General features: G+C 63.0%; 13 protein-coding genes and 5 tRNA genes. 6 read left to right on the top strand and 12 right to left on the bottom strand.

Annotation, left to right across the window (positions count from 1 at the left end; translation table 11 throughout):
* Positions 1 to 49: 49 nt before the first annotated feature.
* The 3 genes from ispG to hemA form a co-directional block, all read right to left on the bottom strand.
* A complete protein-coding gene (gene ispG / locus RA25_RS05460) occupies positions 50 to 1,171 on the bottom strand; it encodes a flavodoxin-dependent (E)-4-hydroxy-3-methylbut-2-enyl-diphosphate synthase (RefSeq protein ID WP_039145522.1) in 1,122 nt (373 codons plus the stop codon).
* 104 nt (positions 1,172 to 1,275) lie between these two features.
* The gene (locus tag RA25_RS05455) at positions 1,276 to 2,502 is read right to left on the bottom strand and encodes a helix-turn-helix domain-containing protein (RefSeq protein WP_039170624.1); all 1,227 of its coding nucleotides are present in this window, start codon (positions 2,500 to 2,502) and stop codon (positions 1,276 to 1,278) included.
* Positions 2,503 to 2,632: 130 nt separating this feature from the next.
* Positions 2,633 to 3,856: a 5-aminolevulinate synthase gene (hemA, locus tag RA25_RS05450; RefSeq protein WP_029204868.1), complete on the bottom strand. Its 1,224-nt coding sequence runs from the start codon at positions 3,854 to 3,856 to the stop codon at positions 2,633 to 2,635.
* A 400-nt stretch (positions 3,857 to 4,256) separates the two neighbouring features.
* Here hemA and RA25_RS05445 point away from each other — a divergent pair, with 400 nt between their 5' ends.
* From RA25_RS05445 to RA25_RS05430, 4 genes are all read left to right on the top strand, one after another.
* Entirely contained in the window at positions 4,257 to 5,648 is a 1,392-nt protein-coding gene (locus RA25_RS05445; protein ID WP_039170623.1) for a M20/M25/M40 family metallo-hydrolase, read from the top strand.
* 212 nt (positions 5,649 to 5,860) lie between these two features.
* Positions 5,861 to 6,739 carry an alpha/beta fold hydrolase gene (locus RA25_RS05440; protein WP_039170622.1) on the top strand — a complete coding sequence of 293 codons (879 nt, stop codon included), beginning with the start codon at positions 5,861 to 5,863 and terminating at the stop codon, positions 6,737 to 6,739.
* Positions 6,740 to 6,864: 125 nt separating this feature from the next.
* A complete protein-coding gene (locus tag RA25_RS05435) occupies positions 6,865 to 7,086 on the top strand; it encodes a hypothetical protein (RefSeq protein ID WP_019296794.1) in 222 nt (73 codons plus the stop codon).
* Positions 7,087 to 7,141: 55 nt separating this feature from the next.
* Complete coding sequence (locus RA25_RS05430; RefSeq protein WP_039170621.1) at positions 7,142 to 7,558, top strand: nuclear transport factor 2 family protein; 417 nt, start codon at positions 7,142 to 7,144, stop codon at positions 7,556 to 7,558.
* 45 nt (positions 7,559 to 7,603) lie between these two features.
* Here the strand turns inward: RA25_RS05430 and RA25_RS05425 are convergent.
* From RA25_RS05425 to RA25_RS05410, 4 genes are all read right to left on the bottom strand, one after another.
* Positions 7,604 to 7,680 (bottom strand) — tRNA-Asp (locus tag RA25_RS05425).
* A gap of 66 nt (positions 7,681 to 7,746) precedes the next feature.
* Positions 7,747 to 7,823: transfer RNA gene (locus tag RA25_RS05420), tRNA-Asp, on the bottom strand.
* A gap of 81 nt (positions 7,824 to 7,904) precedes the next feature.
* Positions 7,905 to 7,981 (bottom strand) — tRNA-Asp (locus tag RA25_RS05415).
* Positions 7,982 to 8,180: 199 nt separating this feature from the next.
* Positions 8,181 to 8,256: transfer RNA gene (locus tag RA25_RS05410), tRNA-Val, on the bottom strand.
* 237 nt (positions 8,257 to 8,493) lie between these two features.
* Between RA25_RS05410 and RA25_RS05405 the strand changes: the two genes are divergently transcribed.
* Positions 8,494 to 9,198, top strand: a complete 705-nt coding sequence (locus RA25_RS05405; protein ID WP_019295884.1) for a hypothetical protein — start codon at positions 8,494 to 8,496, stop codon at positions 9,196 to 9,198.
* A 43-nt stretch (positions 9,199 to 9,241) separates the two neighbouring features.
* On the opposite strand, the gene RA25_RS05400 is transcribed toward RA25_RS05405, so the two are convergent.
* The 4 genes from RA25_RS05400 to RA25_RS05385 form a co-directional block, all read right to left on the bottom strand.
* The gene (locus tag RA25_RS05400) at positions 9,242 to 9,811 is read right to left on the bottom strand and encodes a histidine phosphatase family protein (protein WP_039170620.1); all 570 of its coding nucleotides are present in this window, start codon (positions 9,809 to 9,811) and stop codon (positions 9,242 to 9,244) included.
* A gap of 113 nt (positions 9,812 to 9,924) precedes the next feature.
* Positions 9,925 to 9,999: transfer RNA gene (locus RA25_RS05395), tRNA-Val, on the bottom strand.
* Between the two features lie 12 nt (positions 10,000 to 10,011).
* A complete protein-coding gene (locus RA25_RS22325; protein WP_082008869.1) occupies positions 10,012 to 10,569 on the bottom strand; it encodes an HU family DNA-binding protein in 558 nt (185 codons plus the stop codon).
* A 133-nt stretch (positions 10,570 to 10,702) separates the two neighbouring features.
* Entirely contained in the window at positions 10,703 to 11,158 is a 456-nt protein-coding gene (locus RA25_RS05385; protein WP_019295887.1) for an Lrp/AsnC family transcriptional regulator, read from the bottom strand.
* Positions 11,159 to 11,291: 133 nt separating this feature from the next.
* Between RA25_RS05385 and RA25_RS05380 the strand changes: the two genes are divergently transcribed.
* Positions 11,292 to 12,347 (top strand): Glu/Leu/Phe/Val family dehydrogenase, encoded by a 1,056-nt coding sequence (locus RA25_RS05380; RefSeq protein ID WP_039171210.1) that lies wholly within the window; start codon positions 11,292 to 11,294, stop codon positions 12,345 to 12,347.
* Between the two features lie 271 nt (positions 12,348 to 12,618).
* On the opposite strand, the gene lon is transcribed toward RA25_RS05380, so the two are convergent.
* Entirely contained in the window at positions 12,619 to 15,030 is a 2,412-nt protein-coding gene (lon, locus tag RA25_RS05375; protein ID WP_039145510.1) for an endopeptidase La, read from the bottom strand.
* Positions 15,031 to 15,239: the final 209 nt, after the last annotated feature.

The raw sequence follows: 15,239 nt of genomic DNA, 5'->3' as shown, positions 1-15,239 counted from the left end.
CCCCGGAGTATTATTGCAAAGAAGAAGCATAGCTGGCGTTTGAAACGCCCTACTCCGCCGCCTCTTGAGTCGCCTCGATCTGGGCAGCCTTTTTCTCGACCTCTTCGACGATGTGGTCGACCATCTGCTCGTTGGACATCTTGTGGCTGGCCTTGCCCGCCAAATAGACCATTCCGGAGCCCGCGCCGCCGCCGGTGAAACCAACGTCGGTCATCAGCGCTTCGCCCGGGCCGTTCACCACGCATCCGATGATCGACAGGCTCATCGGGGTATGGATATGGGCCAGCCGCTCCTCTAGCGTCTCCACCGTCTTGATCACGTCAAACCCCTGCCGCGCGCAGCTGGGGCAAGAGATGATGTTGACGCCGCGATGGCGCAGGCCGAGAGACTTGAGGATCTCGAAACCTACCTTCACCTCCTCCACCGGATCGGCAGAGAGGCTGACGCGCAGGGTGTCGCCGATGCCCATCCAAAGAAGCTGGCCCAGGCCGATCGCCGATTTGATGGTGCCGGAGACAAAACCGCCGGCCTCAGTCACGCCAAGATGAATGGGCGCGTCGGTGGCTTCCGCCAGCTGCTGGTAGGCGGCGGCGGTCATGAAGACGTCGGAGGCTTTCACCGAGATCTTGAACTCATGGAAGTCATGATCCTGCAGGATGCGAATATGGTCGAGACCGCTCTCCACCATCGCCTCAGGGCAAGGCTCGCCATATTTGTCAAGCAAGTGCTTTTCCAGAGACCCAGCATTCACCCCGATGCGGATCGAGCAATTGTGGTCGCGCGCCGCCTTGATCACCTCGGCCACGCGCTTCTCGTCACCGATATTGCCCGGGTTGATGCGCAGGCAGGCAGCCCCGGCCTCGGCGGCCTCAATACCGCGCTTGTAGTGGAAATGGATGTCAGCGACGATCGGCACCGGGCTTTCGCGCACGATCTCCTTCAGCGCCTTGGACGAGGCCTCATCCGGCACCGAGATCCGCACCAGATCAGCGCCCGCCTCTGCCGCCGCCTGAACCTGTGCGACCGTTGCGGCCACATCGGTGGTCAGCGTATTGGTCATAGTCTGCACCGCAATCGGGGCGTCGCCGCCGACGGGCACGTTGCCCACATGGATCTGGCGGCTCTTGCGGCGCTCGATATGGCGCCAGGGGCGGATGTGATTGATCGACATTGCGGCTGGTGTCCCGGCTGGATCCTGTTGCGGTCTAGATACGTGCAGACGCCCGGCGCTGCAATGGCAGCACCGGGCGTCTTTTGCGAATTCCTGCGCGGGCGTTATTCTTGCGGAAGCTGTTCGGCCTGCAGTTGCGCAACCAGAGTGGCCAACGCCTCATTGCTGCCGTCCTGCAGATCCGCCAGTTCAAACCGGCCGGTGATCGCGTCCATCGACAGCTCGACATTCTTGGTGACCTGGCCGCGCTCGCCGACCGGGCCGAAATGCTGGCCATTGACGGCAAAGTAGATCGCGCTGCTTTCACCGGTGCGCAGTTTTGGCGCATCCTCGGTCACCGGCACCTGGAACCGCTGGCCCGCGTCCATGATGGTTTCCAGGATCACGCTGCCGTCCGCCGCGGTGACCTGCACCCAGGAGGGGCGCACCGCAACCATTTCGACACCCGGCGAAACTGCGGCCAGAACCTGCGGCACCTGCGGCCCCTGCTCGCCCTGCTGCAGCGGCCCGGCGCCGTCAAACGGCAGGCTGGCCTCCGCCAGGCTGATCGTGGGCACATCCGGCGCCGCAAAATTGCCCAGCGTCGACGGGTCAATGGTGGAAATCGGTGCGTCACGCGCCACCAGCACCGGCACATCCAGCGCCTGCGGACGGTACAGCCGGTCCAACGCCTCAGCCGCGGGGTCCTGGCTGCCCTCGGCAACCTCCAGCACCGCACTGCTGAGCGGGTCGAGATCCGCCAGCACTGCCGGGGTCTGATCCACCGGTGCAAACTGTACCTGCTGCACCTCTTTCAGGACGGCCCAGCCGCCATATGTAATGCCGCCAATCAGGCCGGCCAGCACCATCAGCGAGCCAACGGCACGCAGCTCAATCTGGCTGAGGATGCTGCTGGGCGCGGGAATGAACGGAGTATTCGGCGAGGCAAAGGCATCGCCGCCCAGGCCCTTGGACGCAGGCGCCGGCGCTTTGCCGGACTTGCTGCGGCTGGAGGCCTCTGCCGACATGCCATGGGCTACAGAAAAGCCGCTTTCCTTGCAGAAATCCTGGAACGCCTGCTCGGCATCCATGTTCAGATAGCGCGCATAGGACCGTACATAACCGGCGATGAAGCCGGGCGTGTCAAACGCGGAAGGATCGGAGTTTTCGATGGCAGCGATATAGGAGGCCTTGATCCGCAACTCGCGCTGGACGTCGAGCAGCGATTTGCCCATCGTCGCCCGCTCGCCGCGCATCACGTCGCCAAGCCTCAGCTCGAAATCGTCAAAACCCTTCGGCTCTGCCGTTCCGCCATGCTCATCTTGCTTGCGCTGGGTGAAGCGCCCGATCATGCCTGCCGTCCCATAATATGCCTGCCGCCATCGTTTCTGTACGGTGAAAGAATCACATTTGCGACTCAGATCCGTTCATTGATTAGCAACAGCGTAACACACTCGGCGTTAATTTACACTGATCAGTAGGTTACCCGGCAAGTTCGGCACGATTCAGCGCACAATGCGACCACAATGCGTCCATTGCATGGACCAGCGCATCGATCTCCTTGGGGCCGTGCACCGGCGACGGCGTGAAGCGCAGCCGTTCGGTGCCGCGCGGCACGGTGGGGAAGTTGATCGGCTGCACGTAGATGCCGTAATCCTCCAGCAGGTGATCGGACAGCACCTTGGTATGGACCGGGTTGCCGACAATCACCGGCACGATGTGGCTGCCGTGGTCGATGATCGGCAGGCCCAGGCCTTTCAGCCGCAATTTCAGCACCTTGGCCTGATCCTGATGCTTGTCACGCAGGTCCTGCGCGCCCTTCAGATAGGCGACGGAAGCGGCCGCCCCTGCTGCAACAGAAGGCGCCAGCGAGGTGGTGAAGATAAAGCCCGGCGCATAGGAGCGGATGGCATCGCACATCTTGGCCGAGGCGGCGATATAGCCGCCCATCACGCCATAGGCCTTGGCCAGGGTGCCGTTGATAATGTCGATGCGGTGGGCCAGGCGGTCGCGCTCTGTGACGCCGCCGCCGCGCGGGCCGTACATGCCAACCGCGTGCACCTCGTCGATGTAGGTCAGCGCGCCGAATTCATCCGCCAGATCGCAGATTTCGGCAATCGGGCCAAAGTCGCCGTCCATCGAATAGACCGATTCGAAAGCGATCAGCTTGGGCGCCTTGGGGTCGTCGGCCTCCAGCAGTTCGCGCAGGTGGGCCACATCGTTGTGGCGGAAGATGCGCTTGGCGCCGCCATTGCGGCGCACGCCTTCGATCATGGAGGCGTGGTTCAGCGCATCCGAATAGATGATCAGCCCCGGGAACAGTTTGGGCAGAGTGCTCAGCGTCGCGTCATTCGCGATATAGGCCGAGGTGAACAGCAGCGAGGCTTCCTTGCCATGCAGGTCGGCCAGTTCGGCCTCCAGCTGCTTGTGATAGACTGTGGTGCCGGAGATGTTGCGGGTCCCGCCAGAGCCTGCACCGGTGGCGTCGATGGCATCATGCATCGCATCCAGCACCACCGGGTTCTGGCCCATGCCCAGATAATCGTTGCCGCACCAGACGGTGATGTCCTGCTTGCTGCCATCGGGCCGGTTCCACACCGCGTGCGGGAAATGGCCCTTCTTACGCTCGATGTCGATGAAGGTCCGGTAACGGCCCTCTTCGTGAAGGCTGGCAATCGCTGCGTCCAGTTTCGCGGTATAGTCCACCGGCATCTCCATAGCTAATTGTGCTCTTGCGGAGCACGCGGGCTGTGTAAAGGGCACGGGTCTTCTGACGATTAGGCCACAATCACGTTCGCGACTGGTTACCTGAGGCAGTCCCTTCGATCAACTGAATACGCGCCGCCACGGGTGCGCAACATTGATGCAGGTCAAATAGAACTTAAACAATAACCAGGCAAGGACAGCTGCGGCCAACCTTTGGCCGTTTGCGTCGTATCTGTTTCCCATTTTTCCATATAATGCACCGGATCGGAAACCTCAGCAGCAGAAAATGCCCTGAAAATCCAGCGCTGAGGCCTCTGGCCCCTCCCCAGCCGCGCTGCTAGGGTCCGCGGCAAATTGGCCCAAATTCCAGGGCCTGCCCGGACAAACAGGAGAGCAATTGATGGCACTGAACGACGTTCTGGACCGGATCGACGCAGAGCTGGACGCCGCAACCGAACGGCTGATGGAGCTGTTGCGGATCCAGTCGATTTCCACCGACCCGGCCTACAAGGCGGAATGCGACAAGGCTGCCGACTGGCTGGTCGCCGATCTGAACTCCATCGGCATCAAGGCGGAAAAACGCGCGACCCCGGGCCACCCGATGGTGGTCGGCCATGTGGGCGAGGAAAACACCGACGCCCCGCATGTGCTGTTCTACGGCCATTATGATGTGCAGCCGGTCGACCCGCTGAACCTCTGGAACACGCCGCCGTTTGAGCCGCAGCTGGAGGAAACCCCGAACGGCACCGTGATCCGCGGCCGTGGCTCCTCGGACGACAAGGGCCAGCTGATGACCTTTGTCGAGGCCTGCCGCGCCTGGAAGGCCGTCAACGGCTCCCTGCCCTGCCGCATTACTTTCTTTTTCGAAGGTGAAGAGGAAAGCGGCTCCCCCTCGCTCATTCCCTTCATGGAAGCAAACGCTGAAGAGCTGAAGGCCGACATCGCGCTGATCTGCGACACTTCGATGGTGTCGCGCGGGGTGCCGTCGATCTCCTCCCAGCTGCGCGGCATGCTCAAGGATGAGTTCACTCTCGTTGGCCCGCGCATCGACCTGCACTCCGGCCACTACGGAGGCCCCGGCCTGAACCCCCTGCGCGAGCTCAGCCGCATCGTTGCCTCCTTCTATGACGAGGAGACCGGCAAGGTGGCGGTCGACGGCTTCTATGAAGGTGTGCATGAGGTGCCCGAGGACCAACTGCGCCAGTGGGAAGGCTGCGGCTTTGACGAAAAGGACTACCTCGACAACGCCGGCTACACCCAGGCGCACGGCGAAAAGGACCGCTCGGTGCTGGAACAGCAATGGGCCCGCCCGACGCTGGAGGTGAACGGCCTCTGGGGCGGCTACAATGGCGCCGGCTCCAAGACCGTGATCCCGTCGGAGGCACATTGCAAGATCACCTGCCGCCTGGTCGGCGACATGGACCCGGACGCACTGCGGGTGAAAATCCGCAAACATGTGGAGGCGCAGCTGAAACCCGACTGCAAGGTGGTCTGGGACAACGATCTCGAAGGCTCCAAGGCGTCAGTCATGGACATCACCCGTCCCGAATTCACCGCCGCCCGCGCCGCCCTGTCGGACGAATGGCAGCGCGAAGCGGTGTTCTGCGGCATGGGCGGCTCGATCCCGATCGCGGGTTTCTTCAAGTCGATCCTGGGCATGGAATCGATGCTGGCCGGTTTCGCCAATGACGACGACGCCATCCACTCGCCCAACGAGAAGTATGACCTGAAAAGCTTCCACAAGGGCATCCGCTCCTGGGCCCGCATCCTGGACGCGCTGACGCAGAAATAAGCAGCCGCAGGGCGGGCAAATCGTCCGCCCCGCCACCGGCCCCGCAAGGAGGGGCATTCTCCCGCCCGTCACCGGTGCTCTGACGAGCGCTTCTTCGATGCCGCGCCAAGGCGCGGGAGCCCTCCCCTTTCTCCCGAACGCAGCGGCAGGCTTGATCTGGAACGCTGCTCTGGCTCCAATGCGCGTGCGCCCGTCAGCCAAGGGAGAGAGCCATGCCAGCCGCTATCGAGACCGGCACACGTCAGGTGAACGGCCAGCAGATCGCCTATACAAGACGCGGCAATGGCCCGCCGCTTCTGCTGCTGCACGGTTTCCCGCAAACCAAAGAAATGTGGGAACATACCATCCCCGGCCTTGCCCGCAATTACACCGTGGTGACCGCCGACCTGCGCGGCTATGGCGCCAGCTCCAAGCCTGAAGGCGTGGAAGCGATGAGCTTCCGCAACATGGCCGCTGACCAGCTGGCGCTGATGCAGGCGCTGGGATATCCGCGCTTTCACCTGGCGGGCCACGACCGCGGCGGCCGAACTGCCCACCGGCTGGCGCTGGACGCCCCCGAAGCCGTCGCAAGCCTCACCGTGATGGACATTATCCCGACACACCTGCTGCTGGATCAGCTGACTCAGCAGGTCGCCCGCGCCTATTACCACTGGTTCTTCCTGGCCCAGCCCGCGCCGCTGCCGGAACGGATGATCGGCGCCGACCCGCAGGCCTATTTCGAAAGCTGCCTTTTGGGCTGGGGCGGTGCATCGCTATCGGACTTCCCGCCTGATGCATTGGCCGCCTACCGCCGTGCCTGGGCAGATCCGGCCTGCGTCCATGCCATGTGCAACGACTACCGCGCCGCGATCGAGTTGGATTTCCATGACGATGCCCGCGATCTGGACCGCCAGGTTCAATGTCCGGCGCTGGTGCTTTCCGGCGCCGACGGCGCCATGGCGCGAGCCTATGACGTCGCCGCCACTTGGGCGCCCCGGCTGCAGAACATGGCGGCCCGCGGTGTACCCGGCGGGCACTTCTTCATCGACAGCGCCCCGGCTGAGACCGCCGCTGCGCTGCTCAGCTTTCTCAGCCCGCTGCCACCGCCTTGACCCGTTAGAAAATCCGCCACTGCCAGCGGCTTTGATGTTCGTTTTACGCACCAGGTTAAGACTTGCTTATCGCTCTTGCCCTAACCTTGCGGAAACACCTGATCGAATTGCACACGGAGGCAGAGATGACACAAAGCAGGTTCAACCGCCCGCCGGGGTTCGAGGGCAACCAGACCGACCCGGAGGAAAGCTACCGTGCCGGTTATCAGCACGGAACAAGGGTGCTGCTGCGCTATCTGGAATCCAATCCCAAGCCCGATCTTGACCGGCTCAAGAAATGGGTCGATGCGGAGCTGACCGGCTGGCGCCACGACACAGAGGCGGCACCGAACCCGCCTGCTATCTGACAGCTCCGCCGCCATACCGCTTGCCCGCCCCGCTTCCGGCGGTCAGGCTGGTTTCATGACACAAACGATTCTGACCGGCGGCCCGCGGCTGGCCGAGTTCGTCGCCTTGGAAACCAAGGTCTGGGAGGCGCTGGTTGCCGGTGACCCCGAGGCCGATGGGCAGATGCTGACCGAGGACTTCCTGGGCGTCTACCCCAGTGGCTTCTCGGACAAATCAGGCCACTGCGATCAGCTGCAAAACGGACCGGTGATGGCGGACTACCGCCTCAGCGATGCACAACTGCGCATCATCAGCCCGGATGCCGTGCTGCTCAGCTACCGAGCGGCCTATCTCCCCGCCGGCACCACGGCATGGAAATCGATGCTGATTTCGTCCCTGTGGGAAAAAAGCGCAGCAGGCTGGCGCAACAGCTTCAGCCAGGACACCCCCGAAGTCACAGCGGCCCCGGGAAGCCCACCGGAACACGGATGACACACGCTGGACGCGTCTCTAATTCCTTAAAACTGAGGAAGAAAGTGGCGCGGTTGACGGGGCTCGAACCCGCGACCCCCGGCGTGACAGGCCGGTACTCTAACCAACTGAGCTACAACCGCGCATGGGCCTTTCGGCTATGATCCCCTCCGGGGCGGACCCTGATACGCCAGGGCGGCGGGCGAAAGTGGCGCGGTTGACGGGGCTCGAACCCGCGACCCCCGGCGTGACAGGCCGGTACTCTAACCAACTGAGCTACAACCGCATTTTCGCCTTGCGGCGGATCGTCTCCGATCCAGTCCCCTCCGGGGCGGTCCCTGTTCGGCCCCGGGACGGGGCGCAGCAGTGGCGCGGTTGACGGGGCTCGAACCCGCGACCCCCGGCGTGACAGGCCGGTACTCTAACCAACTGAGCTACAACCGCCCGCTGCACATCCAGCATCGCTGCCGAATGTTGGGCTGTAATATTCTCCGCCCGGTGACCCGTCAAGCGGTGTTTTGCCTTTTTCAGAACTTTCCCGGAAAAAAATGGCAACCCCCGGATACCACACTGAAACATCATGAAAAACTCAACCGCAGCAAACACTTGCGCGGGAGATTTCTTTATCTTCGGAGGAGGAGAATGGTGGGTCGTGAGAGGCTCGAACTCCCGACATCTTCGGTGTAAACGAAGCGCTCTACCAACTGAGCTAACGACCCGTTGAGCGGGGATTTAGACAATGGCGCGGGACTGCGCAAGGGGGCGGGCAGAAGTTTTTTCACTTTGCGGCGCCATCTGTCCCGGACGATGCAGGGCAGCAGGGCAACACTTCACCGCAGCCAGAGGGCAGCAGGTTCAAGCCATTTGCCAAGCGGCGGCGCGAAGGGATAGCAATCTGCGCAACCGGCCCGGAAAAAGCAGAGGCCGGAAGCGATTACACGACCGGAGCAGTATCCATGAAACGCCTTTTCAGCGCAGCCTGCGCAGCCGCAGCCCTGGCCGGCAGCCTGCAAGCCGCGGAAATCACCGGCGGCAGCTTTGACCTGTCCACCTCGGCCTTTGCCGATGACACCGATTATGCCCGCACCGCCGTTGGCGGCGCCGTGGAACTGGGCTTCTCCCGCAGCTTCTCCACCCAGCTCGACTTGTTTTACGCCGATTTCAACCTGACGGACCTGGAAGGCGCAAATGCCACCCTGCACGGCATCGCCCATGTCAGCAGCACCACCTCGCTGGGCCTGTTCTACGGTATCGAGGAAACCGGCCGGGATGAGTATGACTTCTACGGCATCGAGGCCGGGCATGAATTCGGGTTTGCCGATGCCGAGTTCTACCTGGGTGAAGGCGACGACGGCGCGATTTCCGGCACCATCGCCGGTGTTGCCTTCCGCAGGGATGTGAACAGCCAGTTCACCGTCGGCGCAGGCCTCGACCACCTGGATCTGGGCAATATCGAACTCACCAGGATCGCCGCCAGCGCGCAGTATGACGTCGGCAAAGGTGCCAAGTTCTACGGCGAACTTGGCTCATTGAATGCCGAAGCGCAGAACCTGTCCGGCAACGAGGCCTTTGTCGGCATCGGCCTCAAGTGGGATTTCGGCGCCAACCGCGGCACCACCTTCGGCCGCCGCGGCCTGGTGAACAAGCTGCCGGGTCTCTGACCCGGCAAGGGCGGCCGCCCAACCGGCCGCCCAACCGGCCGCCCTACTCCAGGACCGTTTCCGTCCCGTTTTCCAGCACATAGACGCAGCCCTGCCCGTTCGGCAGCGCCGCCATCCGGTCGCGCGTCAGGCCGCAAACAATACCGCGCATCACCTGCCCCAAGAGCCCATGCGCCACCACCACCGACGGGCCGGTCAGCGACTGCATGAAATCAAGGATGCGAGCATGGAAACTGCCGTATCCCTCACCGCCCGGCGCTTCGCAGAACAGATCCAGATTGCGCGGATTGGCGCCATGGATGCCCGGATATTCTGCCGCCACTTCCTCCAGCGTCATGCCCTGAAACGCCCCGGCATATGCCTCGGCCAGCCGCGGGTCGGTTACAAAAGGCGCACCGCCGAGGGCAATATCCGCGGTTTGCTGCGCCCGTCCCAGCGGAGAGGCAAAACAGGCCGGATTCTGCGCCATAACCGGCGCCATCAGCACGGCTTGGCGGCGGGCGTGCTCCACTCCCAGGGCTGTCAGCGGTGATTCCAGCTGCCCCTGGATACGGCGCTCTGCATTCCATTCGGTCTGCCCGTGCCGCAGCAGCCAGATTTTCGGAAACTGCATGATATGCCCCCTGCCCGGTTTTTCAGGCAAAGTGGTAACGCCGCAAAGCCGCCAGTGAAACCCCGGAAAAGCAAAAGGCGCTCAACCATTTCAGGGAGCGCCTTTCAAAATGATGGTGGGTGATAAGAGATTTGAACTCCTGACATCTTCGATGTGAACGAAGCGCTCTACCACTGAGCTAATCACCCGTGAGGCGGCTTTTAGCCTTCCGCCGCAGGCTCTGCAAGAGGGTCATTGGAAGAATTTTCACCTCCCCCGGCATTTTCTTCAGGCGTGGCGGTTTGCGGTTCTGAGGCCGCCAAGGGCTGGCGCAGTTTGCAGACAAACACGGTGCCATTGCTGCGTTCCTGGCTGCGGTTGATGCGCAGTTTGCCAAAGGGCTTCAGGTTCAGCTCGCGCCCCTCGGCCACCGCCTCCCCCAGCAGCGCCAGAACCGCCTCAACCACAGGCTTGGCGTCCTTCTTCTTGACGCCGGACCGTTCGACCGCCTTTTCAATCAGTTCCTTTTTTGCCAGCTCAGGAGCAGACACCACCGGCGCGGCGGCCGCAACAACCACCGTTGGCGGCGCAGCCTGCGCCTCTGCTGCAGAAACTGCTTTCGGCTCCGGTGCCGTGCGGGACTGCGGTTCAGCAGCCGCCGGTTCCGCGCCGGAGACCTTTGCGGCTCTTGCCGTCAGCGTGCCCGTCTTGCGTGCCGCTGGTTTGCGCGTGCCGCTTTTGCGCGCGGATGTGCTGGTTTTTCTGGTTGCTCGTGCCATATGATGCCCCGTTTGCCTGTCTTTATCCGCCCGCTTTGCCTCTTTCCTGCGGCCCTGAGGAGCACAGCGGACGGGCAGACGGGCCTGTTTTGTGCCTTCACCCTAACACACCTGCCCCACAGCCGTGAACCGGTCAGCAGGACGGCAGCGCGTCGCGTTGTATCATTGTCCTGAGGGTAAAGCTGGACCGGGTGTTGCGGATGCCGGGCACCCGCATCAGCCGGTCCTCAAGAAAGCGGTCGAAATCCGGCAGATCCTCCGCCACCACCCGCAGCAGGATATCGCGGGTGCCGGTCATCAGGTAGCACTCCATCACCTGATCGAACTTGCGCACCGCCTTCTCAAAGGCCTGCAGCGCGTCGGTGGATTGCCGTTCTAGCTCCACCGCCACAAAAATCGTCACAGGCAGACCCAGCTTGGCCTGATCCACCCGCGCCGAATAGCCGCTGATCACGCCGCTTTCCTCCAGGTTGCCGACCCGGCGCGCGCAGGGGGTGGGCGACAGGCCAACCATCTCCGACAATTCTGATATCTTCAGCCGGCCGTTGCGCTGAAGCGCGGCGACAATCTTGCGGTCTATCGAATCCATAGGGGTTTCCTCTAATCCAGCCTCACATTTCAGAGTTTACCGCCAACTGCACCCGCCTTAACAGACCTCTTTTGGTGAAAACCGGCGCGCACGGGAGGATATGATTGGCGAAAGTTTTGCAGGAGCTATCCAGATGACAGTGACCGCCGTGGCCTCCGCCACCCATGAAGAGATTTACCGCGTCGAGGAGCCCTCGGTTGGCCTCCTGGGCTTTATCGCTGTGCATTCCACCCAGCTGGGCCCGGCGGCCGGCGGGCTGCGCATGCGCCCCTATGCCAGCGAAGACGAAGCCCTGACCGACGTCAAACGCCTGAGCGAAGGCATGACCTACAAGAACGCGGCGGCGGGCCTGACCCTGGGCGGCGGCAAGGCGGTGATCATCGGCGATCCGGCCAAGGACAAGTCGCCGGAGCTGCTGCGCGCCTTTGCCCGCGCCATCGAGGGCCTGGACGGCCGCTATATCACCGCCGAGGACATGGGCATGAGCCCGGCGGACATGGCCATCCTGGCAGAGGAAACCCGCTTCGTGGCTGGTCTGGCCGACGGCGAGTTCGCCAGCGGCGACCCCTCCCCGATCACCGCGCGCGGCATCTTCAATGCGATCCGCACCACCCGCGCCCACAAGCACGGCAGCCGCGATCTGGACGGCGTCATCGTGTCGGTGCAGGGCCTGGGCCACGTCGGCTGGTACCTCTGCCAGTTCCTGCACGAGGCAGGCGCCAAGCTGGTTGTCACCGACATCGACGAGTCCCGTGTCGAGCAGGCAATTGCCGACTTCGGTGCCAAGGCGGTGCCGCTGGCAGAGATCTATAGCGCCGAGGCAGACGTTTTTGCCCCCTGCGCCATCGGCGGCATCCTGAACGCTGAAACCATCCCGCAGCTTAAGGCGGACATCGTGGCAGGCGGCGCCAACAACCAGCTGGCCACGGCGGAAGACGGCGCCGCGCTGCACGCCCGCGGCATCCTCTATGCGCCCGATTTCGTGGCCAATGGCGGCGGCATCATCAACGTCGCGACCGAGATCCAGCGGATCAAGGACCGCGAGGGCTTTGTCGCCGAGAAGCTGCAGGCGCTGGATGAAACCATGGCGGCAATCCTGGCCCAGGCCAAGTCGGCGGACGTCAGCCCGGCAGAAATGGCCATTGCCACCGTCCAGGCCAAGATGGAACAGGCCAGCAAGGCCGCCTGAGCTTTTCTGTCAGCAGCCCTGCGGGCGCACTCCCGCAGCCGCAAAGCGTCCGGCCTGTAGCCGGGCACCATCCGGATTTTGGGCCCGGCGCCATGCCCAACCGCAGCGGCGGCGCTGAATGCGCTGCCGGCAGCGGGCGGGAGCACCTGCTCCACTCGCTGCCACACAGGACCATACGCCCCGGAAAGAAGGGCCAGAACGGAAGAGAAAACTAAAAAGGGCGGCCCCCTCGGACCGCCCTTTTCTTTTACTTACTTGCGTGAACCGCGGATCAGTGCGCCGTTGCGCCTGCCCCCTCGCCGGAGCCTTTCAGAGCCGCCTTGGCCGCAGCCGCCTCTTCGGCCTCCTCATCCCACTCAATGGGTTCGGGCTTGGAGACCAGCGCGTGTTCCAGAACCTCGGACACATGGGACACCGGAATGATTTCCAGCCCCTCCTTCACGTTGTCCGGGATCTCCGGCAGGTCTTTCTCGTTCTCCTGCGGGATCAGCACCGTCTTGATGCCGCCGCGCAGCGCCGCCAGCAGCTTCTCCTTGAGGCCGCCAATGGCGCTGGCATTGCCGCGCAGGGTGACCTCGCCAGTCATCGCAATGTCCTTGCGCACCGGGATGCCGGTCAGCACCGACACAATCGCGGTCACCATCGCCAGGCCGGCGCTCGGGCCATCCTTCGGCGTTGCGCCGTCCGGCACGTGCACGTGGATATCCAGCCGGTCGAACTGCGGCGGCTTGATCCCGATCTGCGGGCTGACCGAGCGCACATAGCTCGACGCCGCCTCAATCGATTCCTTCATCACATCGCCCAGCTTGCCGGTGGTCTTCATCCGGCCCTTACCGGGCAGCCGCAGCGCCTCGATCGACAGCAGCTCGCCGCCGACAGAAGTATAGGCGAGGCCGGTCACGACACCCACCTGGTCCTCCAGCTCAGCCAGACCATAGCGGAACTTTTTGACGCCCAGGAAGTCGTCCAGATTGTCCGCCGTAACGGTCACGCTTTCGGCTTCTTTCTTGACGATCTTGGTCAGCGACTTCCGTGCCACCTTGGCGATCTCGCGCTCCAGGTTCCGCACGCCGGCCTCGCGGGTGTAGGTGCGGATCATCTCGGTCACCGCGTCGTCGGTCAGCTCGAACTCCTTGGCCTTCAGGCCGTGGTTCTTCACCTGCTTGGAAATCAGGTGCTGCTTGGCGATCTCGCGCTTTTCGTCCTCGGTGTAACCCGACAGCGGGATGATCTCCATCCGGTCCAGCAGCGGCCCGGGCATGTTGTAGCTGTTCGAGGTGGTCAGGAACATCACGTTCGACAGGTCGTATTCCACCTCCAGGTAGTGATCCATGAAGGTGTTGTTCTGTTCCGGATCCAGCACCTCCAGCATGGCGCTCGCCGGGTCGCCGCGGAAATCCTGGCCCATCTTGTCAATCTCATCGAGCAGGATCAGCGGGTTGGTGGTCTTGGCCTTCTTCAGCGCCTGGATGATCTTGCCGGGCATCGAGCCGATGTACGTGCGGCGGTGGCCGCGGATCTCGGACTCGTCGCGCACACCGCCCAGCGAAATGCGGATGAACTCGCGCCCGGTCGCCTTGGCCACGGATTTACCCAGCGACGTTTTACCCACACCCGGAGGGCCGACGAGGCAGAGGATCGGCCCCTTCAGCTTGGCCGAGCGCTGCTGCACCGCCAGATACTCGACGATCCGCTCCTTGACCTTCTCCAGGCCATAGTGATCCGCATCCAGGATCTCCTGCGCCTTGTTCAGGTCTTTCTTGACGCGGGACTTGTTGCCCCACGGGATCGACAGCATCCAGTCGAGGTAGTTGCGCACCACGGTGGCTTCCGCCGACATCGGCGACATGTTCTTGAGCTTCTTCAGCTCCGCATCCGCCTTCTCGCGCGCCTCTTTCGACAGTTTGGTGGCGGCGATCTTCTCTTCCAGCTCGGCGATTTCGCCGGCACCTTCCTCACCGTCGCCCAGCTCCTTCTGAATGGCCTTCATCTGCTCATTCAGATAGTACTCGCGCTGGGTCTTCTCCATCTGGGATTTGACCCGGGTCTTGATCTTCTTCTCGACCTGCAGGACCGACATTTCGCCCTGCATCAGGCCATAGACCTTCTCCAGCCGCTCGCTGACAGAGAGCGTCTCCAGCAGTTCCTGTTTGCGGTCCACTTCGATGCCCAGATGGCCTGCCACCAGGTCGGCCAGCTTGGCCGGCTCCGCGGTTTCGCCGACGGCAGACAGCGCCTCTTCGGGGATGTTCTTGCGGACCTTGGCGTAACGCTCGAACTCGTCGCCCACGGTGCGCACCAGCGCCTCGGTGGTGGTGACGTCACCCGGGATCTCGCTCAGTTCCTCGGCCTTGGCCTCGAAGAAATTGTCGTTTTCCAGAAACTCGGTGATCTTCACACGGCTCTGCCCCTCGACCAGCACCTTGACGGTGCCATCGGGCAGCTTCAGCAGCTGCAGCACATTGGCCAGCACGCCGACGGTATAGATGCTATCGGTTTCGGGATCGTCCTCGGAGGGGTCGATCTGGCTCGACAGCAGGATCTGCTTGTCGTCGGCCATCACCTCTTCCAGGGCGCGCACCGATTTTTCCCGGCCCACGAACAGCGGCACGATCATGTGGGGGAAGACCACGATGTCGCGCAGCGGCAGGACTGGGTAGGAGGAATTGAGTGGCTCTTGCATACTCGGTCCTTTGGTTAGGCAAGACGGCCCGGCCCCGGTATTGGCAGCTTTGGCCCGTCTCCTCATTGGATGTCTTTACTTGGTGGGGCGGCTCTGGATTTTCAACCGCGCATCCTCAAGGCTGGGGCTCACCTTGCCCGCTGCGCGCCGGGACCACAAGGGCGCAAATGCAGGAAGGGTGAGCAAATGATGAAGGCCTTTCGAGGCTT

The sequence above is a fragment of the Leisingera sp. ANG-S5 genome (assembly GCF_000813925.1).
Classification (GTDB): Bacteria; Pseudomonadota; Alphaproteobacteria; order Rhodobacterales; family Rhodobacteraceae; genus Leisingera.
Note: the sequence above shows the minus strand (reverse complement) of the source record. Positions and strands in the feature narration are given on the sequence as shown.